Genomic DNA, 18,995 nt, shown 5'->3' with positions numbered 1-18,995 from the left:
GGGGCCGGCCACGCGGTCCGGCGTTACCGCAGCCAGCTCCAGCCCAGCGCGCCGATGCAGGCAAGGATCAAGGTGATGCTGATCCACCCACCGGCTCTCACCCACCGTGTCGATCGCGACGCACCCATCAGCGCACGATCGGACGACAGCAGTTGCAGCGCGACGACATGCAGCGGCAGCACCACCGCATTCACCACCTGACTGGAATAGATCAGCGGAATGAGGGGCAGATCCGGCAGCGAGACGATGCTCACCGCGGCCACGGTCAAGCCGATGAAAGCGGCATAGAACCACTGAAAGTGGTGCGAGTCGAGATCGAGTGATGCCGGCTCACCCACCCCCTCCGCGATCGAGTAAGCCGTGGCGATCGGCACGATCGCCGCGGCCAGCAGCGAGGCGCCCAGCAAGCCGGCGCCAAACAGCACGGTCGCGAATCTCCCGGCGAGCGGTCGCAAGGCCAGTGCGGCGTCACCTGCATTCTCGATGTGTACGCCGGCCGCGTTGAGGGTGGCCGCACAGGCCACCGCAATGGCGAGCCCGATGACCCCGGTCAGCACCGAGCCGATGATCACGTCGATCCGGGCGAGCCGCAGCTTGTCCATCGTGATCTTCTTGTCTACGGCGTAACTCTGGATGAACGCGAGCCCCCACGGGGCGAGCGTCGTGCCGAGGGTCGCCGCCACCGCCACCCAGCCAGCCGGGGTCTCCGGCATTCGCGGAATCACGGACGAGTGCATCACCGCCGACCAGTCCGGTCCGGCGAGAAACCCGTCGACGATGTAAAGGGTGAGGGTCGAGGAGATGACCAGCAACACGCGCTCGACCCGATGGAATGAGCCGAGCACGACCACCAGCGAGATCAGAATACCGGCCAATGGAGCGCTGATCCAGGACGGAATGCCGATCAGCCCACCCGCCGCCGAGATGCCCGCGTATTCCGCGCAGATCGTACCGAAGTTGGCGGCCAGCAGGCCGGTTACGGCGGCGTATCCCGCGCCGTGTCCCCATCGCTGACGAATGATGCCGACGAACCCTTGTCCGGTGGCCGCCCCGATCCGCACCGCCATCAGGTGAAACTGAATCAACAGAATGGTGGAGGCCGGAATGATCCACAGGAGCCGGTAGCCGAAGTCGGCCCCAAGCATCGAGTAGGTCGTGATCCCGGCCGGATCATCGTCGGAGAGGCCGGCCAGAAGACCGGGCCCGAGCACGGCGAAGAACGCCACCAGTGCGGACCTGCCGGATCGCTGCACATCGGCAAACCGGAACGCCGTGCCGCGCTGGTGGTGCGCGACGGCGTGTGGGGGGGCGCCTGAGCGCTCGCGGCGGGTACGCGCGCCACGGGCCGCGCGACGATGGAATGACGTCACCTGCAAAGCATAGCGACCGCCTCGCGATTTGGCGGTACGCACGGTCCGGCCACATGCCGGACGCGCGAGCGGATCGACCTCGCGGATCTGCCGGATGAGCCGGGTTCCCCGCCGGACCGGACTGGTCGGCGGTCCCCAACGGCCCGTCAGACGCTCACAGGCTGGATCTGCTCTGCGGGCGCTGTCAAACCGGAAACGATGACCCGGTTGCGTCCTTGGCGTTTGGCCAGGTAGAGCGCGGCGTCGACCCGCCTCGCCCAGGCTTCCGGGGTATCGCCTACGATATGGTTGGCCACGCCGACGCTCACCGTGATGCACTGGCCTGCCGGCATTTCGGCCTGCTCGATGCGCTTTCGCAGGACCTCCGCCAGTGCCGCAGCCTCGGTTGCCCCGCACCCCGGCAGCAGCAGCGCGAACTCCTCCCCCCCGATTCGAAACAGCATGTCGTCGCGACGCTTGCGCGCCTTGATGAGCGCGGCCACGCGACGCAGGACCTCATCGCCGACGGCGTGGCCGTAGGTGTCATTCACGCGCTTGAAGTGATCGACGTCGAGCGTGAGCAGCGTGCAGGTCTGTCCCTGGGCGGCGGTCAGTTCGATGCGGGCCAGTTCCTCATCGAAGCGCCGGCGGTTGTATGCGCCCGTCAGGGCATCGGTGACGGCCTGATCCTGGAGGGCCTGCTGCAGGTCATCGATGACGTTGAGCACCACGTTGATCATCCCCAGCGTGAGCGCGAGCGTGGCGGCCAGCCGGGCCGCGAGTGCCCCTCCCAGGCTGTCGTACGCGATCAGGGAAACAGCGACCACGATCACGCTGCTCACGCCCAAGGCCCGGCCGCGCGGCAGGATGAAGTAGCAGATGAACAGGGTGGGATAGGCCCACAAAGCGCCGTTGATGCCTTGGAAGGCGAGCGACGCAAAGACCACGACCATCAGAATCATCGCCAAGGCGAGATGCGGAACCGGCGGCGGCAGGTTGCGGCTGGCAGCCCGGCCGTCGACAAAGAGCACCACCTGGGCAATGGCGATGACCACCGCGAGCCCCCATCGCCCATACAGCAGGTGGGTCATCGTGAAGGGCAGCAACAGCAACGCCGCAGGCAGGCTGAGGGCAGCCACGATGCGCGTCCGATACGGCGTCAGCGATTCGGAGTCGAGCCGGAACCAACGTCTGATGCGAGTCGTGGACTTCACGGGAATGGTCTCGCTGATGCCCTCACGCGCGTAGCGCTCGCGCTGGGCATTCACGCGGGTCGTCTCCTGGTTTCGCGCACGGGCGGCGCCTTGGGGCGTGGCAGGGTTCCGGAGCGCCGACGGCGGCGACGGGAGAGGAATTCCAAACGGGGGCGGTCGGCTGCCCGTCGAGTGTACGGCACGATCGCCGACTTTGCCAGCGCCGCGCGATGGGGCGGCGGGGTGCCAGCCGTCTCGCCCACGCCCCCTGGTGATTGGTACACCAGCCATGGCCCCGCCTCAGGACGTGCCCCTGGGGTGCGATGTGCGCGACGACCCGGGCCGGAACCGATGCGCGCCCAACGTCGGCCCCGGGCGATCCCCGGTGTCCCACCGGCACGCTCCTCGCCCTTATGTGGGGCGGGGCCAGGCGCGCCACACGAACAGCCCCCCCAGCGCCATGAACCAGAGCTGAATCCCGGTGGTGGACAGCACGATGGACACCGGAGGCGTCATGCCGAACAGTTCGAGGCCGGGCAAGGCGACGAGCGCGCCGGCCGCGAGCCCCGCCACCCCCGCCCAGGCCGGTAACCGCCGATCGCGCAGGATCAGCAGGCTGGTTGCCATGGCCCAGATCGCGGCAAAGGTCGCCACGCCGAGCGCTTCGCCGATGGCGCCGCCCCAGGCATTGATGGCGGCCTGCGTGGCTTCGATGGCGCCGCGACCTTCCGCCGACAGCCCCGGGGCAGCGTGGGCCTCGGCCAGGACCACACTACCCGTCAGCCAGCGCAGGATACCGATCGCCCGCGCGAGTGCCGAGACCGCGGCGGCCCCGATCGCCGTGAGTCCCAGCGCGCCGAGGGGGCCGGGACGGGCGGCCAACCGAACGGTCACGACGCCAGTGATGAGGAAGAGCAGCGAGTAGCCGAGGTACAGGCCGTATCCCAGTCGAACGCTGCTCAGCTGCTCCCGCAGCAGCGGCAGCATTTGCGCCGGCGAGAAATCCAGACTGGCTGGCCATTGGATGGCGCCGCCCAGTACGGCCATTGGCGCGAAGATACTGATGCCCTGCACCAGCAGGATCAGGCCGGCGATCAGATACTGGCGCTGGGACGTCTGGGCATCGTCACTGAGGGCGTCGCGAAGTGGCACGGGAATCTCCGAGGATGGTGAACCGGGGGCACCGGCCAGCGAGCCAGAGGCCCCGCCGTTGCTGGGGGATCGCCCATGAGGTTCCAGGGAGCGTGCGACGCTGGGGGGCGACAGGCCGCGCTACCTGGTGTGCCGGGAATAGGGCAGGGTGACCAGCTTGAAGACAGGAAGTAACACTGTAATCAAAAAGAGCAGTAATATCAAATAGTCCACCAATATCGCGGGCAACCACGGTTTACGAAGACGCTCGCCGAGCGCCGGACCGCCGCCACGGTGTGCGATGCGGCCCGCTCGGGGCCGCCGCGTACTGCTTCACCAGCGGCCGATTTCCACGGACATCGCACGCCCAGGCCCCACCAGAATCGCACTGCCATCGACCCGCTGCACGTTGGTGAGGTTTTCCCCGCGCAGGCGCCACCGCCAGCCCTTGATTGGCGGCCCGGCGAAGCTCGCGTGCCATCGGGTGAGCGCCGCCACGGGGCGCGGGCCTCCGCTGCAGGCCACGGTCCGGTCGGCGGCGCAGTCCCACAGCACGGACGACCACGATCCGATCGTCTGCTGCGCGATGGTGAGGTCGCCACCATGCAGGCGTGTCGTCCACGCGAGGGCCCACGACGCCTGGGGCGCCTCGAGCGGAATCGCGCCTACCCGGAGCGGCCCGCGATAGGTGGAGTCGAGCGTCACCACGCGCGACCGCGAGAGACTGCCGTTTGCCCGCCCTTGCCCCCACCGGGTCGTCAGCACGCCATCTGCCTCCACACCGCGGGCCACGACCGCGCCGACCGAACGGAACTGGACCACACGGCGAACGAGCCCCGCCTCGGCCTCGGATTGTCCGGTCGCCACGAGCTGAACGAAGCCGTCGGTCCGCTGGCGAAATGCCGTCATCCCCAGCTTCCCGCTTCCCCCGATGATCCCATCAATTCCCACCTCCGTTGCCCGCTGACGCTCGCCCTGCAACGACGGATTGGCGCGCTGTGCGTACACTGATGTGGTGCGCGCCGCACTCATTCCCGGAGACGGAGCCCGCGCGCTTGCCCCGAACGCGGCGCGACTGCGCCACATCGTACGGCCGAGCGTCGGTAACGAAACCTCGATGCCGGCGGAGGGGAGCCACAGCGGCAGCGATCGCACGCCGAGCGCATCGTTCCATTCCCCACGCATGCTCGCCGACCAGCGCACGCGTTTGGTGTCGCCCCGGACGCTGACGGCACCACCGGCGAGCGACTGCGTGATGGAACCATCGCCGAGCGAGTTGGTGAGCGTCGAACTGTCGGGGGCGCTGCGTGTCAGGTGAGACGCGTCGCCGACCAGCTGCAGGGTCAGAGCCCGGTGGGGCAGCGGCACATCGCTGCGGTAGCGTGCCGTCCATCGCGTCACCGGCCCAGGCCATGCCCCGCGAATACTGTCCTGCTGAGACACGCGTCGTGCGTTCACGGTGGCCTCACGTTCGGAGCGCGCCACCGCAATCTGCAGGGCATGCCCGCTGTGCCCGGTCCCCCAACGCAGGGCGAGTCCCGCATGGGCGTCCCGTACCGCCTCTTCATCGAGCGCCGCGACGCGCGCGGTACCGCGCTGTGCGGATGGCGCGGGCTCGGTCCAACGCGGATCGATCGACAGTACTTGTCGCCCGCGCGCCGCGCGCGCGTTGAGATCCATACGCCACCGGGTTGCCGCGACCACTGCCGACCACGACCCACCGGCGACGGTCGTTGGCGTTTCACCCACCGGCACCCCGGTACGCAGCGCAAACCCCGTGGCGCCAAGCGAGTACCGCACCACAGTGGAATCGGTGCCGCCAGTCGCCACGCGCTGCGCCTGGTGGGGCCGCGCCTCATGCCGCCAGGCACCGCTCGCGCCAACATCGGTGGACATGAGTGCCCCGCGTTGCAGGCGGGATCCCGCCGCCCCCACGCGCAGCGACATCGGGAACGTGCGCTCGCCGTCGTTGGCAACTGCTCCCTGCAGGGCACGGGTCGTGAGACTCAGCACGCCGTCCAGGGCATCCGTGCCGTACCGCGCGGCGCCGGCGGCGCCAGGCTGCCATTGGACCTGCGCAATGCCGCGCAGGTCCAGCCCGAGCACCGAGGCCGGATCGGCCGCCTCGATGCCGTCAACGAAGATCTTCACGCCGGGGCCACCGTCTCCTCCCCGCCCACGCACGCTGGCGACACGGAGTGCGCCGCCACCGCGGTCCCACACCGCCAGCCCGGGCAGTGCGGAGCGCAGGACCTCCCCCATCGACGCCGCACCGCTCGCCAGCAGACTGTCGCCATTCAGCAGGACCACTCGGGAGCCGGCACCGGCAAGGACGCCCAGCAGCGAAGGGGACGCGGCGTCGGCGTCGGCCTGCACGCGCTGCAGCGGCAGTGGCTGGGGCGGTCGGGCATCGGCTCCCCGGTCGTCGGTCTGGTTCATCGGGGCAAGGATGAGCAGGCGTTCCTTCACGATCACACGCAGGTTGGTCTCCACGAGGATCACCGCGAGTGCCGCGTGCGCGTCGAAGACGCCGCACACGACCGAGACGAGTCGCCGAGGCAGTTGCTCGTCGCTGTACGACAGCCGCCAGCCTGCGCGCTCGGCCACCCGCCGCACCGCCTCGGCGAGGGGAACGCGCACGAGACGCAACGCCCCGCCCGAACCGGCCGGCGCGGTCGACCGACAGACGTCCTGGCGCACCGACGCTGCCGGCACCAACGCCGCCGTCGCCGGCGCCTCGCCCGCGACTGCGGAGCTCCCCAGCAGCGCGACGAGTGGAAGCACCAGGGGGTTCATCACCTGGGCCGCTCGCTCAGCCTCCACCCGAGCGTCGTGGCGCGTCCCTGTCCACCGATGGTGGCGGCCAGTACCTCGACCATCACGTCGGGTGGCTCCCCATCGAACGTGACCGTGACGCGTCGGCGCGCCAACGACGCATCCACCTCGATGGCCCTGCCGCTCCAGCGGCTGAGGCGGCTGACCACGTCGCCGAGCGGCTCATTGTCGAACACCAGCCGCCCGTCTGTCCACGACGTGGCCTGGCGGGCGACTTCCGGACCGTGTGGCTCCACGAGACCGGCGGCCGTCACCAGGCCGCCGGTGCCTGCCCGCACCGTGTCACGACGCGCGCCCACGACCACGGCGCCCTCGACCACGGTGACCAGCACGGCGCTGCTGCGCTCCCGAACCACGAACGCGGTGCTGAGATCCTCGACCATCACGTCACGAACGCGCACCCGGAAGGGCGCGGCGCCGCGCGTCACCGTGAACAGCGCCTCACCCGTCAATTCCACCTGCCGATGTGCGTGCCCGAAGTCGGCAGCGCTGCGGAGCGTACTTCCCGGCGCGAGCGTCACCTGCGAGCCGTCAGCCAACGTCACCGTCATGGGCGCGTCACCCCCCTTCGCGACGAGCACCATCGGACCCGTCGGGTGTGGCACCGAGGCGGACGCCGATTGCCGCCACCACCCGACACCGACCAGCACGCCAACCAGCGCCGCCGCGGCAAACAGACGGGGGCGAACGCGGACGCCACCGCGCGCCGCCATTACGACGTGAGGAGATGGCGCATCGCCCGCGCGGGCCTCGGCAAACCGCCGCATCGCGGCCTCGGTGTTCCACTCCACCGGTCCCATGGCGCCAAGACCGTTTGCCGCCGACCAGGCGTACGCCGCGTCCGCAAGCATCGCGGCGCCTTCCGGTGTTGACGACAGCCACTCGCGCACCCGAGCCGTTTCGTCGGCATCGAGCCCGCCCGCTACCACGCGCGTGGCCTGCAGCCAGCGCAGATCGTCGTCGGCGGTGCAGTCGGACATAGGCACTCGGTGAGGCACTGGTTCAGTGAAGTGGTACCCTCCCGCGGGCGAAGCCGCGGACGGGCACGGGACGTCTCCTGATCCTTAACAACACGCGTGTTCATTTGTACCCTGACACGATATCCTTGCGCGCATGCATCCCCCTGATCGCCCCCCCGCGCGGCCCCCGGCGTTTGACGACTCCGCCCTGCGCGACGCGTTCGACGGCGTCGTCCGCGCCCTCTATCCGCGGCTCGCGGCGGCGGTCCACCAGGTGGTGCGTGATCCGGTGGCCGCCGAGGACATCGTGCACGATGCCCTTCTCGCCACGTGGCGCAACCGCACGGCCGTCGACATACCAGACGGATTGCCGGCCTACCTGTATCAGGCCTGTCGCAATCGCGCCCTCAATTACGTGCGAGACCGACGGCGTCAGGACGGGACCATGGTGAAGGATCCGGAACGCGCCGAGCAGGTGGCCACGCGCACGGCAGGGGTGGAGGACGAGGTGATTGCCACCGAGTTGCAGCGTGCACTGCAGCAGGCGCTCGCGCGGCTGGCCCCCGGTGCCCGTGAGGTCTTCCTCCTCAGTCGGGCGCGCGGGCTCACGTACAACGAAATTGCCAAGATACTGGACGTGTCCGTGAAGACGGTGGAAACCCAGATGAGTCGCGCCCTGCGGGCACTCCGGGAGCAGCTCAGCCCCTGGCGCGACTAGCGGCGCCCCGGATGGTTGTCAGGGGACCCGCGCCCCGTGGTGTGATTCATGGCAGACGTCAGCGCTGACGACTTCGCGCAGCCACATGCGCTGCACACGATGACCTTCCAGTGGAGTACGCCATGTTCACGTTTTTCACGACGCAGCGCCGGGTGGCGGCGTTCGGTGCGGCATCCGCCTTCCTCGCTGTGGTGACCACCGCTTGCACCGACTCGTCGCCGCTGGCACCGACCGGCGGCCGTGACGCCTCGCTTGCCGCACAGGTGGCGGCCAACGACAGTCTCATCAGAAGCGCGTCGGCGGCCACCCGTCGCGACAGCGCCGGACCGGGCACCGCCTCAGGGACGCCCACTGTGGGTCCAGGGTTCGCGTTTCCCGCCTCACTGGCGCTCAGCACCGCGCAGCAGAATCAGATCGCGGCCCTGCAGGCGGCCTTCGACCAGCAGACCGCCAAGGACGCGGCCGATTACAACGCCATTCTCATCGAGGCGCGCAATGCCCGCGCGGCCGGTGCCTCGGCCGCCAGCATCGACGCCATCATCGCCAAGGGATCGGCCATCGCACAGCGACTGCAGGCCGCACAGGCGGCGCTGCAGGCCGCCATCGAGGCAGTGCTCACACCGGCCCAGCGCGAATGGCTCGCGCGGTGCGCGTCGCCGCTCAGCCTCACGGCGACCCAGACCCAGCAGATCGCCGATCTCGAGCGGGCCTTCGAACAGGCCATGGCGGCCGACCTGAAGGCCATCTCCGATGCGCTCGACAAGATCCTCGCCCTGCGCGCGAGCAGCACCGCCAGCAGCGCTGTCGAGTCGCAGATCCGCGCCATTCTCGATGGCGTGACCCCGGCGCGCGAACGCCTGCGGGCAGCGCAACAGAAGCTTGCCGCCGATATCGCCATGATCACGGGGACATCCTCGTGCGCGAGTTGACGGCTCCGGCCGGATCCGCCGACGCCCTGCGGCGCAGTACGCATGGTCGTGGCGCCTCTCGCCGCTCCGCTCGTTGGTGACCGGACGTCCGCCGGACGCGAACGGCGGGAATCCGTACAGGGGTAGTGCTTCGGCCACCGGCGCCGTACCCTAGGGCACACGCTCTCCCCTACGGTCATGACTTCGCTCTCGCGTCCCCTGCTGGCCTCGCGCCCGGCGTCGCTCGGTGCCACCGCCCTGCTGTCGCTGCTGCTCACCGGCATGGCCGGACCGGCCACCCCTCAGCCCCCGCGCCAGCCGCCTGCACCCCCGGCGTCCTTTGTCATTACCGGCGCGCAGATCGCCGACGGCACCGGCGCTCCGCTGCGTGCCGCCAGCGTGCGCGTGCAGGGCGACACCATTGCCGCCGTGGGCAACGTGACGCCCCGCCCCGGTGAACCGGTCATCGATGGCACCGGCATGGTACTGGCCCCCGGCTTCATCGACACGCACAACCATTCGTCATCGGGGCTCGAGGTGGAGCCCGCCGCGGTGTCGCAGGTGTCGCAAGGCATCACCACCGTGGCGGTGGGCCCCGATGGCAGCTCACCGTGGCCCGTCGGCGAATACCTGCAGCGGCTGCGCACCAGGCCGCCCACCGTGAACGTGGTGACCTTCGCGGGACACGCCACCATTCGCCGCGAGGTCATTGGCTACGACTACAAGCGCAAGGCCACGCCCGCCGAAGTGGCGCGCATGGCGGCGTTGGTCACGCAGGCGATGAACGAGGGCGCCTTCGGCCTGAGCTCGGGGCTCGAGTACGAAGTGGGGAGCTACTCGGCCACCGACGAGGTGGTCACCATGGCGCGCGCCGCCGGGGCCAAGGGGGGCATCTACATCTCGCACATCCGCGACGAAGCCGATCTGGCCATGGACGCCATGCGCGAGGCCATTGCCATTGGCGAGCAGGGTCAGGTACCGGTGCAGATCACGCACATCAAGTTGGGCACCGTGGGCGTGTGGGGGCAGGCCAACGAGGCGATCGCCATGGTGGACGCCGCGCGCCGGCGCGGGGTGGATGTGACCGCCGACGCGTACCCGTATCTCGCGTGGCAGTCCACGCCGCGCGTGCTCATTCCCAACAAGCGCTACACCGACTCGGCCAGCGTGCGTCGCGGGCTGGATGACATTGGCGGTGCGAAGAACGTGCAGATCACCCGCTGGGGGGCGCACCCCGAGTTCGTGGGGAAGCGGCTCGACGAGGCGGCCCGCCGCCTGGGGGTGAGCGACATCGAGGCCTACATCCGCTTTCAGGGGGATGAGGAATCGGGGATGATTGGCCACGCCATGACCGAGGCGGACCTGCGCGCGTTCTACCGGCAGCCGTGGGTCATGGTGGCGAGTGACGGGGGCATTGCCAACAACCATCCGCGCGGCGCGGGCACCTTTCCGCGGGTACTGGGGCGCCTCGTGCGCGAGCAGCAGTGGATGACGCTGACCGAGGCGATTCACAAGATGTCGGGCATGCCGGCGGCACGATTGGGGCTGCGTGACCGTGGCACCCTCGCGCCGGGGATGAAGGCCGACCTCGTGCTCTTCGATCCGGCCACCGTGATCGATCGCGCCACCTTCGAGCAGCCGCGCGCGCTGTCCACCGGCATGCAGCGCGTGTGGGTGAACGGCGCGCTCGTGTGGACAGGCACGGCGGTTACCGAGGCACGACCGGGGCGGGTGCTGGCGCGGCCGTAACCGCGGCACGGGGGCCCCTACCCACAGGGGGCGGGAACCGGTACCGACCGATTCCCGCCCCTGGCATGCGGTGCGCGAGGACGCGCCGCGCCGGTCAGTACGCCGGGTGCTGTGTCAACCGCGCGGGTCGTGGACGACGCCGATGAAGAGCACCGTGCCCGTGAAGCGCTCACGGATCATGAACACGAACGGACGGTCGAACTCGTAGATCGGGGGCAGGCTCACCGGCACGATGCCGACGGCCGTCGCGCCGCCGGCCCGCGCGCCACGCTCGGTCACCGCGATCGATACCCCGTGCTGCACGAAGCCGATCTTCGTCCGGACGTTCGTCACGAGCCGCGGGAACTCCGCCGCATCGCTGAAGGCCTGCGCCATGCCGAGCGCCATCAGATCCCCGTTCAGTTGGCGCGACGCCCGCAGCGTGAAGCGTGGGAGGCCCAGGAACGCCAGCGTTTGCGGCTCCAGCGAACGCACGACACTCCCCACGAACGCCGTATCCAGACGCTGAATCACGGCATCGACCCCCCCGGTCGTCGGCATCAGCAGCAGCATGCTGTAGGCGCTGTTCCCGAACGGCAGCTCGGCGGCCACGCCGGTGCGGCCGGCTCCGAGGTCGATCGACGACTTGACGCTGAATCCACCCGTGCGCCGCATCATCGGCGTGGTGACCGGCACGCCGGACGCCAGGGTGAACGTCCCATCGAGGCGCGTGTTGCTCACGTCGAAGCGATCGCGCCAGGCGCCGTCGAAATAGACCGCATTGACCAGCATCATCTGCAGATCCTCGGGCGGCGCCTGCTCCAGCAGCGTCGGGATCAGGCCACGGGTGCTGCGCTGGACCCACGTGTTGACCGAGTCGCGCATGACCGACGCCGTGGCCACCGACTGCACCGGGGCCGAGAAGAACTCCCGCGCCTCCCGCACGAAGCTGGTGTCGGGCACCGCGCTCGTTCGTGTCCAGATGCCGTTGCCGATCGACACCGTGACGGTGGAGTCGAGCGTGGGCAGCAGCGCGAGCAGACTCTTGTAGGCGGCATTGATTTCCGCACGCGAGCGCCCGCCCCACCCGAGGACCTGCTGCATCTGGGTGAACGTGGTCCCGGCCGCGCCGTTCATGGTCATGCCGAGGGCCACCTGCACACTCAGCGGCGAGAGCAGGAGGTTGCGTGCCTGGCCGGAGGCCGCGCTGGGGGACGCGGCCTGCTTGAGCAGCGTGTAGGCAAACGCGTTGACGCCGGCCACGCCCTGCTGCTCCGTGGCGGTGAGCGTGCGCGGGAGGGCCGTCAGCGAGTCGGCCTTGCCGGCCGGTTCCGGGCCGGCCGCCGACCCGTCGCCGCACGCTGCCGCGGCGCTCAGCAACGTCACGGCGGCCAGATACCGCCAATGGGGGGGCCGACCGACGGCCGCATGGATTGTCCGGGATATCGTCATGATGAAAGCGGGTGAGGAGTGACCCTGCAGGCGACCAACCGGCGCGCCGCGTTTCCTTGCTGCTCTACCCGGTCGCCATCGCTGGCGTCACCGAAAGATCCCGATGGCGCCCGCACCGGGACGTGAACGCGCCAGCGAGCCGTGTCATCCACCGGTCACGAACCGAACGTCCCGTCGGGCCGGACCGGCCCTGCCCTACACAGCGATCAGGTGAACCCCGATGGGCGGGCGCCGGAGTTCCGGCATCTTCACGGGGTGTCCTCATTGCTCCGCCTCCGTCCCCGCTTCGCCGCTGCCGCCATGCTCGCGCTCACCATCGGCTGTACGCCGCTCACCGACCGCTTCGACGAGGCGGTGGCGACCGCGGCGGCGAGTCAGCCCGACACACCGCCAACGGTCGTCACCGAGGCCGATCTCACCCCCCTCCCCGCACCGGTCGGCCGTTGGCTGCGCCGCGTGGGCGTGGTTGGCCGGCCGCGCGTGCGCAACTTCGTGGTGGACATGCACGCCCAGCTCAATCGCGGCCCCGACGAACCGTGGATGGAGACACCGGTCCTGCAGGTCAGCTTCGTCGCCAACCCCACGCGCCTCTTCCTGCTGCGCACGCGCATGAAGGGGCTGCCGGTAACGGGGCTGCACGCCTACACGGACGATGGCGCGCGCATGCAGATCCGCGTGGCCGGGCTGGTGGACATGGTGGACGAATCGGGGGACGCGTTCACGCGCGCCGAAACCGTCACCATGCTCAACGACGTCTGCATCATGGCGCCGGGGGCACTGCTCGACGAGCGCTTCACCTGGCGCGCACTCACCGACACGAGCGCCGTGGTCACGTTCACCACCGGCGCGCATCGGGTGTCGGCCACGCTCGTCTTCGACGCCAACGATGACCTCGTGGACTTCGCCAGCGACGACCGGCACGCGCTCCCCGACGACGGTGAACGGTGGACGACGCCGCTGCGCGGGCACCGCGACGTGGACGGTCTCCGCCTGCCGCGCGAGGGCGACGCCATCTGGCACTACGCCAACAAGCCGGCGTGGCGCTACGGGCGTTTCACGATCCTCCGGCTGCAGTACAACGTGCCGGATGTCGATCTGCCGCGGGCGGCGGCGATCGGGGCCCACGAGGCGACGGCGCGATAGGCGCGCACGGCACGCCGACTCGCCCCCGCGATGATGCCGCCCGCGGACGGCGAGGCGGTGGCAGCCGTCAGGACACCCGGTTTCCGCACGCGCGGTCTGACGCGCGCCCCCCGACGCTGCGTTGCGCGTCAACGCCCCCCGCTACGCCGCCTTCCTCGCGCGTCGGCGGGTGCCGGCGGTGGTGCTCGACGTGACCCACTTCGGCGGCGTGGGAGGCGCGGAACGCCTCCTCCACGGGGTGCTGCAGGCCATGCCCGAGGTGCGGTTCCTGGTGTTCTGCCGCACCATCCTCCCCACGGGATACCGCTTCGCGGGGCCCAATGTGCTCCTCAATCCGTGGTGGCTGCTCCGCGCCAGCCGCGTCGCGCTGCTGCTGCACGTGTCCGGGGTGCAGGGCGCGCCAGTGGATCCCGCACCGCGTCTGCTTCCTGATCGATCCGCGCACCCCCATCCCGGCGGCGGCGACCGAGGTGATCGTGGAGTCGGACACCGCGCGACGCCAGCTCCCCGCCCCATAGGATGCCCGCGCCACGGTGGGGTTCCCTCGGGCGCGGGCAGTTCGACGAGGTGGCCAGCGAGCCGGTGGACGGGCTTCCACTCACCTTCGCGCTCACCGTCTTCAACCCCTATGGTGCGGTGAGGGGGTTCGACCGCCTGCTTGAGGCGCTTCCGGGGTCCCGGTGCCGCTGGTGATGGCCTGCGACGACACCACGATGCCCTTCGAGGACGACCCGCAGCGCCATGCGGGCCCCGGGTTCATCGTGTGCCGCAAGCTGCGCCCGGGGCAGATCAAGCACCTGTACGAGCGGGCGTCGGCGTACATCTGTTTCTCGCGCTTCGAGGGGTTCGCCTTCGCGGGCCTCGACGCCTACCTGATGGAGCTGCCGGTGTTCTCCGGCGAGTTCGGGATCGTCACGGTCATCAAGGACCAGCCCGGGGGTGCACCGGTTTGCCGACATCCCCGAGCTGGTGGCGACCTTCACCACCGCGTCACCCGTGGCGCCACGGGAGAAGCGGTTCCCCGCGTACGACCTGCCAACCCGGCTCCGCGCGCTCCTCGCCACCACCTAGGCGCGCCGGAGGGCGCGGTGCCGGAGGGCGCGGTCGGTCACGGCCACGCCGTCAGCCCCGACCCGCCGCGCGTGCGGTCTCCCGCCTGGCCGTCCAGCAGCGGCTGCGCCGTGAGGATCGACACGCCGCCAATGGTGAACGTCAGCCGCCCCCCCGACTCGCGCACCGCGGGGGCCACGCGGCCGGTGCGCACGGTGCGCACGGCGTCCAGCGCCGCCCCCAGCCGGTCGGGCGCCACCTGCGCCGAATTGTGCGCGGGGAGCAGCTGGCGCAATCCCGGCGCCAGTGCCGCCAGCCGCGCCATGGACCGGTCGTACGCGTCCAGGTCGGTCTCCGGCACGAACAGCCAGATGGGGCCGTCGTAGTACGAGTCGCCGGTGAACAGGAGGCCGTTGGCGCGGTCCAGCAGCGCGGTGGCATCGGGGGTGTGCCCGGGGACGTGCAACACCTCCAGCGTGCGCCCCCCCAGGTCGATCGTGTCCCCGTCGCGCACGGTGGCCGTGGCGCTCCACGGGCGCGTGCGGAACGCCGCCGTGTCCAGCCCTGCTGGGGCGCCGCTGCAGAAGGCGTCCGCCGCCACCTCGGTGGCCAGCTCCGCGTGCGGGAACCCCGCCATGTTGGCCCGCGTGTACGGCGTCTCCACCGCCAGGATGCGGTCGAACTCCCAGTTCCCCCCCGCGTGGTCGTAGTGGGTGTGCGAGTTGAGCACCGTCACCGGCAACCGCGTGAGCCGCTCCACCAGCGGGCGGAGCGGTACCATCCCCAGCCCGGTGTCGAAGAGCAGCGCCTGGCGCGTCCCCACGATCAGGTACGAGACCGCCTCCTGGAACTGCTGCGGCTCGATGAAGGCGTACACGCCAGGCGCGGCCTCGACGATGTCGAACCAGTCGCTGGCGATCGGCGCCCGCGGCAGCGCGCGGTTCGCGGCGCGCGGGATCTTGCCGCACCACCCCTGCAGCGTGGCGGTCGCCGGCGGCGGTACCGGCGCGGGAGGCCCTTCGGCCGGCGCGGGCGCGTCGGCGCGGGGGGCGCACCCCGCGCCCGCCAGCACGACACCGAGGATCAGCAGCGAAGGGGCGTGGCGCATGCGCCCAACCTCCCGCCGGCGCCGCGGGAAGTCAATCGTGACGGCAACGCCCTACCGCGGGCGCCGGTCCACCACGCGCCGCGCCTTCCCCGCCGAGCGCTCCAGTGCCCCGGGGGCCAGCACCACCACCTGCGCGGTCACGCCGCACAGCGTCTTGATCCGCCCCTGCAGCACGGCCCCCACCGCGTCGCAGTCGGCCCCGCCCGCCTCCGGCCTCAGTTCGCACCGCACCAGCAGCTGGTCCAGCAGCCCCTCGCGCGATACCTCCAGCTGGTAGTGTCCCGACAGCGCCCCCTGCTGCAGCACCAGCTCCTCCACCTGCGACGGGAACAGGTTCACGCCGCGGATGATGAGCATGTCGTCGCTGCGCCCGCCAATGCGCCCCAACCGCCGCATGCTGCGCGCCGTGGGTGGCAGCAGTCGCGTGAGGTCGCGCGTGCGGTAGCGCACCAGCGGCATCGCCTCGCGCGTGAGCGTGGTGAACACCAGCTCCCCGTCACTCCCGTCGGGAAGCACCGCCCCGGAGTCGGGATCGATGATCTCCGGGTAGAAGTGGTCCTCCCACACCACGGGACCGTCCTTGGTTTCCACGCACTCGCACGCCACGCCGGGTCCCATGACCTCCGACAGCCCGTAGATGTCCACCGCATCGATCCCTGCGGCCTGCTCGAGGTCGCGCCGCATCGCCTCGGTCCACGGCTCGGCGCCAAACACTCCCGTGCGCAGCGACAGGGCTGCCGGGTCCTTCCCCTGACGCCGCACCTCCTCGATGAGCACCTGCATGTAGCTGGGCGTCACCATGATGAGGTCGGGACGGAAATCCTCGATGAGCTGCACCTGCTTCTCCGTCTGCCCGCCGCCCATGGGCACCACCGTGCACCCGAGCCGCTCGGCGCCGTAGTGGGCCCCCAGCCCGCCGGTGAACAGCCCGTAGCCGTACGCCACGTGTACCAGATCCCCCGCGCGCGCGCCCGCCGCGTGCAGGCTGCGCGCCACCAGGTCGGCCCACCGGTCGATGTCCCCTGCGGTGTACCCCACCACCGTGGGGCGCCCCGTGGTCCCCGACGACGCGTGCACCCGCGCCAGCTGTGCGCGCGGCACCGCCAGGAAGCCGAACGGGTACTCCTCGCGCAGGTCGGCCTTGGTGGTGAAGGGGAACCGCGACAGGTCGGCCAGCGTGCGGCACTCCGACGGATGCACCCCGGCCGCGTCGAAGGCGCGCCGGTAGTGCGGCACGCGGTCGTAGGCGTGCTGCAGCGTTGCGCGCAGCCGCGCCAGCTGCAGCGCCGCCAGCTCGTCGCGGCTGGCCCGCTCGATCGGCTCCAGCGCCGAGGGGTCCGCCCCCGCCATTACGCCGCCCCCGGCGGCGGCCCCATGGGCACGCCTGGTACCAGCGGTGTCCCCTTCATGGTGCGCGAGCGCCCGCGAAACGCTGCCACCCGCTCCCCGCGCTGGTTGGACACGGCCACGTCGTACACACCACTGCGTCCTCCCTTGTGCACCTCCACGGCGTGGGCGGTGAGCACATCGCCCAGCCGCGCCGCCGCCAGCAGGTTGACGTCGAAGCCCGCCGCGACGGTCACCTCGTTGTAGGCGTTGCAGGCAAAGGCGAAGGCGCTGTCCGCCAGCGTCGCCACCAGCCCGCCATGCGCCACCCCGTGCCCGTTCACCATCTCCGCGCGCACGGTCATGGTCACGGTGGCGGTGCCGGGTCCCACCGCTACCACCGCCATCCCCAGCCACTGCGAGGCGTGGTCCCCCTGCCACATGGCGTCACGGCACGCCTCGGCCACCTCCTGCGGCGTCATCGCGGGCCCCGGACGGCGGCATCACCAGCTTGCGCCGCACCGCCTTGCAGTGCGCCGCACGGCGGTGCCGGTCGCACGGGAGAAGGACGCGGTGGGCGTGCTGGACGTCGAAGAATGTCCGCGAGGGGCATGGGCGGAGAGCAGGCGGCGAGATGGCGAGGCACGGCGACGCGGTCGAATATACGGTCGGTCCCGAGGCCGGTCGCGGCGCCTCGGCGCGTCCGCCACACCGGCGACCTCCAGAGGTAACATACGGCTGGACGCTGACCCCCGGGGGGTGGCGCACGGCTCGATCCGTCCATCCATGACGCCGCCCGAGGGCAACATGAGTTCACTGCGCAATGTCTGGAAACCGGCGGTGGCCATCCTGATGGCTTTCCTGATCGGACGGGTGGTCTTCTCCACCGATTGCGCCGCCGTGGATTGTGCGGCCACGTATTCGCCAACGGTGTGGCCTGATCTCTTCCACCGGCACTGCTGCGCCGGTCCGACGTTCGCGCACTTTCTGCTCGCGGTCACCGGGCTGCTCGTCGGCGCGGCGGTGCTGTGGGCAACCATCCATCTGGCCAGCAGGCGGCGGGCGCCGTCCCATTGATCCCCGGCCGCCGCGCTTGCCACCTGGCGATCCCGGGGCCCACCATTCGGGATGCACCCCGACCAACAGCTCGTTCAGCTCCTCGCCGTCGTCTCCATCTTCCTCGTCTTCGGTATCGGCGAGGTGCTGATCGGGAAGTTCTTCGCCCCGGAGGCCGGGCGAGAGGACAACCGCCTCGACGTGGCGGTGGGCATCATGTTCCCGATCGTGTCCGGGAGCGTCTTCGCGGCCGGTCGCGCGCTGTGCGCGTGGCTGTTTCCCGACCTGCGCGACGCCTGGGCCGACTGGCCGCTCTGGGCCATGATCCTCACGCTGCTCGTGGCCGACGACTTCACCCAGTACTGGTGGCATCGGCTGTCGCACACCAGCGTGCTGTGGCCGCTGCACCGCGCGCACCACTCGGCGTCGTACATGAGCGTGCGCGTGGTGTACCGCAACAACCTGTTCTACTACGCCATGATGCCGGGGCTCTGGCTCGGCGGCGCGCTGCTCTATCTGGGCTTCGGCTGGACGTTCGTGTGGTACAGCGTGGTCAAACTCTGCGTCATCATCGGCGCCCACTCGGCGGTGCGCTGGGATCAGTGGCTGTACCGGTACCGTGTGCTGCACCCGCTCGCGTGGGTGCTGGAGCGCACCATCTCCACGCCGGCCACGCATTACGCGCACCATGCCCTCACGCAGGACGACGGCATTGGCCTGTACCAGGGGAACTACGGCAACCTGCTCTTCCTCTGGGACATCCTGCTCGGCACGTCCCGCATCACCCGGCAGTATCCGCCGGCGTACGGCCTCAAGGACGACCGGCGGCACGGGCAGGAGCGGTGGTACCACCAGCTGTTCTATCCACTCCTGCGCTCGAAGCGGGCAGAGACGGTGCTGGGGTACGAGAAGCACCTGCCGGTGGACTGACCGCGGCGGCGGAGTCGGGTCCTTCCAGCGCGTCACCGACGTAACCCCGGCGCGGTCCGGGGAAACCCTGATGGTTGCGCCTTCGCGGCGCACGAGATTCGTAAGTGCG

At 70.4% G+C, this 18,995-nt stretch carries 17 protein-coding genes; 8 read left to right on the top strand and 9 right to left on the bottom strand.

The features are described 5' to 3' along the window. Nucleotides 1-23: 23 nt before the first annotated feature. The 5 genes from LW840_RS09205 to LW840_RS09185 form a co-directional block, all read right to left on the bottom strand. The gene (locus LW840_RS09205; RefSeq protein ID WP_291273574.1) at nucleotides 24-1,370 is read right to left on the bottom strand and encodes a divalent metal cation transporter; all 1,347 of its coding nucleotides are present in this window, start codon (nucleotides 1,368-1,370) and stop codon (nucleotides 24-26) included. A 146-nt stretch (nucleotides 1,371-1,516) separates the two neighbouring features. Next, on the bottom strand, nucleotides 1,517-2,617 hold the full coding sequence (locus LW840_RS09200) for a GGDEF domain-containing protein (RefSeq protein WP_291267323.1): 1,101 nt from the start codon (nucleotides 2,615-2,617) through the stop codon (nucleotides 1,517-1,519). Between the two features lie 336 nt (nucleotides 2,618-2,953). Next, a complete protein-coding gene (locus tag LW840_RS09195; RefSeq protein WP_291267324.1) occupies nucleotides 2,954-3,694 on the bottom strand; it encodes a DUF4386 family protein in 741 nt (246 codons plus the stop codon). A 312-nt stretch (nucleotides 3,695-4,006) separates the two neighbouring features. Beyond that, the gene (locus LW840_RS09190) at nucleotides 4,007-6,457 is read right to left on the bottom strand and encodes a TonB-dependent receptor plug domain-containing protein (protein WP_291276852.1); all 2,451 of its coding nucleotides are present in this window, start codon (nucleotides 6,455-6,457) and stop codon (nucleotides 4,007-4,009) included. An 11-nt stretch (nucleotides 6,458-6,468) separates the two neighbouring features. Continuing rightward, the gene (locus tag LW840_RS09185) at nucleotides 6,469-7,488 is read right to left on the bottom strand and encodes a FecR domain-containing protein (protein WP_291267326.1); all 1,020 of its coding nucleotides are present in this window, start codon (nucleotides 7,486-7,488) and stop codon (nucleotides 6,469-6,471) included. A gap of 133 nt (nucleotides 7,489-7,621) precedes the next feature. Here LW840_RS09185 and LW840_RS09180 point away from each other — a divergent pair, with 133 nt between their 5' ends. From LW840_RS09180 to LW840_RS09170, 3 genes are all read left to right on the top strand, one after another. After that, nucleotides 7,622-8,185, top strand: coding sequence for an RNA polymerase sigma-70 factor (locus LW840_RS09180; RefSeq protein ID WP_291260657.1), 564 nt, complete (start codon nucleotides 7,622-7,624; stop codon nucleotides 8,183-8,185). A gap of 122 nt (nucleotides 8,186-8,307) precedes the next feature. Continuing rightward, a complete protein-coding gene (locus LW840_RS09175; RefSeq protein WP_291267327.1) occupies nucleotides 8,308-9,114 on the top strand; it encodes a hypothetical protein in 807 nt (268 codons plus the stop codon). Between the two features lie 177 nt (nucleotides 9,115-9,291). Next, a complete protein-coding gene (locus LW840_RS09170) occupies nucleotides 9,292-10,842 on the top strand; it encodes a D-aminoacylase (RefSeq protein ID WP_291267328.1) in 1,551 nt (516 codons plus the stop codon). Between the two features lie 114 nt (nucleotides 10,843-10,956). On the opposite strand, the gene LW840_RS09165 is transcribed toward LW840_RS09170, so the two are convergent. Continuing rightward, nucleotides 10,957-12,207 carry a serpin family protein gene (locus LW840_RS09165; RefSeq protein WP_291267329.1) on the bottom strand — a complete coding sequence of 417 codons (1,251 nt, stop codon included), beginning with the start codon at nucleotides 12,205-12,207 and terminating at the stop codon, nucleotides 10,957-10,959. 321 nt (nucleotides 12,208-12,528) lie between these two features. On the opposite strand from LW840_RS09165, the gene LW840_RS09160 reads away from it, so the two are divergent. From LW840_RS09160 to LW840_RS09150, 3 genes are all read left to right on the top strand, one after another. Beyond that, the gene (locus tag LW840_RS09160; protein ID WP_291267330.1) at nucleotides 12,529-13,416 is read left to right on the top strand and encodes a DUF6544 family protein; all 888 of its coding nucleotides are present in this window, start codon (nucleotides 12,529-12,531) and stop codon (nucleotides 13,414-13,416) included. A gap of 519 nt (nucleotides 13,417-13,935) precedes the next feature. Next, the gene (locus LW840_RS09155) at nucleotides 13,936-14,109 is read left to right on the top strand and encodes a hypothetical protein (RefSeq protein ID WP_291276851.1); all 174 of its coding nucleotides are present in this window, start codon (nucleotides 13,936-13,938) and stop codon (nucleotides 14,107-14,109) included. A 246-nt stretch (nucleotides 14,110-14,355) separates the two neighbouring features. Then, nucleotides 14,356-14,487, top strand: a complete 132-nt coding sequence (locus LW840_RS09150; protein ID WP_291267332.1) for a hypothetical protein — start codon at nucleotides 14,356-14,358, stop codon at nucleotides 14,485-14,487. A 37-nt stretch (nucleotides 14,488-14,524) separates the two neighbouring features. Here LW840_RS09150 and LW840_RS09145 read toward each other — a convergent pair whose 3' ends face one another. From LW840_RS09145 to paaI, 3 genes are read right to left on the bottom strand one after another with little or no spacing between them, the layout of a single operon-like run. Continuing rightward, the gene (locus tag LW840_RS09145) at nucleotides 14,525-15,574 is read right to left on the bottom strand and encodes an MBL fold metallo-hydrolase (RefSeq protein ID WP_291276850.1); all 1,050 of its coding nucleotides are present in this window, start codon (nucleotides 15,572-15,574) and stop codon (nucleotides 14,525-14,527) included. A 51-nt stretch (nucleotides 15,575-15,625) separates the two neighbouring features. Continuing rightward, nucleotides 15,626-16,924: a phenylacetate--CoA ligase PaaK gene (gene paaK, locus LW840_RS09140; RefSeq protein ID WP_291269380.1), complete on the bottom strand. Its 1,299-nt coding sequence runs from the start codon at nucleotides 16,922-16,924 to the stop codon at nucleotides 15,626-15,628. Beyond that, complete coding sequence (paaI, locus tag LW840_RS09135; RefSeq protein WP_291260664.1) at nucleotides 16,924-17,382, bottom strand: hydroxyphenylacetyl-CoA thioesterase PaaI; 459 nt, start codon at nucleotides 17,380-17,382, stop codon at nucleotides 16,924-16,926. The genes paaK and paaI overlap by 1 nt, the downstream gene beginning before the upstream one ends. 304 nt (nucleotides 17,383-17,686) lie before the next feature. Between paaI and LW840_RS09130 the strand changes: the two genes are divergently transcribed. Next, nucleotides 17,687-17,977: a hypothetical protein gene (locus LW840_RS09130; protein WP_291260665.1), complete on the top strand. Its 291-nt coding sequence runs from the start codon at nucleotides 17,687-17,689 to the stop codon at nucleotides 17,975-17,977. 51 nt (nucleotides 17,978-18,028) lie between these two features. Next, nucleotides 18,029-18,886, top strand: coding sequence for a sterol desaturase family protein (locus tag LW840_RS09125; protein ID WP_291260666.1), 858 nt, complete (start codon nucleotides 18,029-18,031; stop codon nucleotides 18,884-18,886). Nucleotides 18,887-18,995: the final 109 nt, after the last annotated feature.

Origin of the sequence: Gemmatimonas sp., from assembly GCF_021298855.1 — a bacterium.
GTDB lineage: Bacteria > Gemmatimonadota > Gemmatimonadetes > Gemmatimonadales > Gemmatimonadaceae > Gemmatimonas.
This window is presented reverse-complemented; position numbering and strand designations above follow the sequence as displayed.

What these genes read in the sequence shown, in the direction of transcription:
- LW840_RS09185 (WP_291267326.1), bottom strand. Translation starts at nt 7,488, where the DNA reads ATGTCCGACTGCACCGCCGACGACGATCTGCGCTGGCTGCAGGCCACG.
- LW840_RS09180 (WP_291260657.1), top strand. Translation starts at nt 7,622, where the DNA reads ATGCATCCCCCTGATCGCCCCCCCGCGCGGCCCCCGGCGTTTGACGAC.
- LW840_RS09175 (WP_291267327.1), top strand. Translation starts at nt 8,308, where the DNA reads ATGTTCACGTTTTTCACGACGCAGCGCCGGGTGGCGGCGTTCGGTGCG.
- LW840_RS09170 (WP_291267328.1), top strand. Translation starts at nt 9,292, where the DNA reads ATGACTTCGCTCTCGCGTCCCCTGCTGGCCTCGCGCCCGGCGTCGCTC.
- LW840_RS09155 (WP_291276851.1), top strand. Translation starts at nt 13,936, where the DNA reads ATGCCCGCGCCACGGTGGGGTTCCCTCGGGCGCGGGCAGTTCGACGAG.
- LW840_RS09145 (WP_291276850.1), bottom strand. Translation starts at nt 15,574, where the DNA reads ATGCGCCACGCCCCTTCGCTGCTGATCCTCGGTGTCGTGCTGGCGGGC.
- paaK (WP_291269380.1), bottom strand. Translation starts at nt 16,924, where the DNA reads ATGGCGGGGGCGGACCCCTCGGCGCTGGAGCCGATCGAGCGGGCCAGC.
- paaI (WP_291260664.1), bottom strand. Translation starts at nt 17,382, where the DNA reads ATGACGCCGCAGGAGGTGGCCGAGGCGTGCCGTGACGCCATGTGGCAG.
- LW840_RS09130 (WP_291260665.1), top strand. Translation starts at nt 17,687, where the DNA reads ATGACGCCGCCCGAGGGCAACATGAGTTCACTGCGCAATGTCTGGAAA.
- LW840_RS09125 (WP_291260666.1), top strand. Translation starts at nt 18,029, where the DNA reads ATGCACCCCGACCAACAGCTCGTTCAGCTCCTCGCCGTCGTCTCCATC.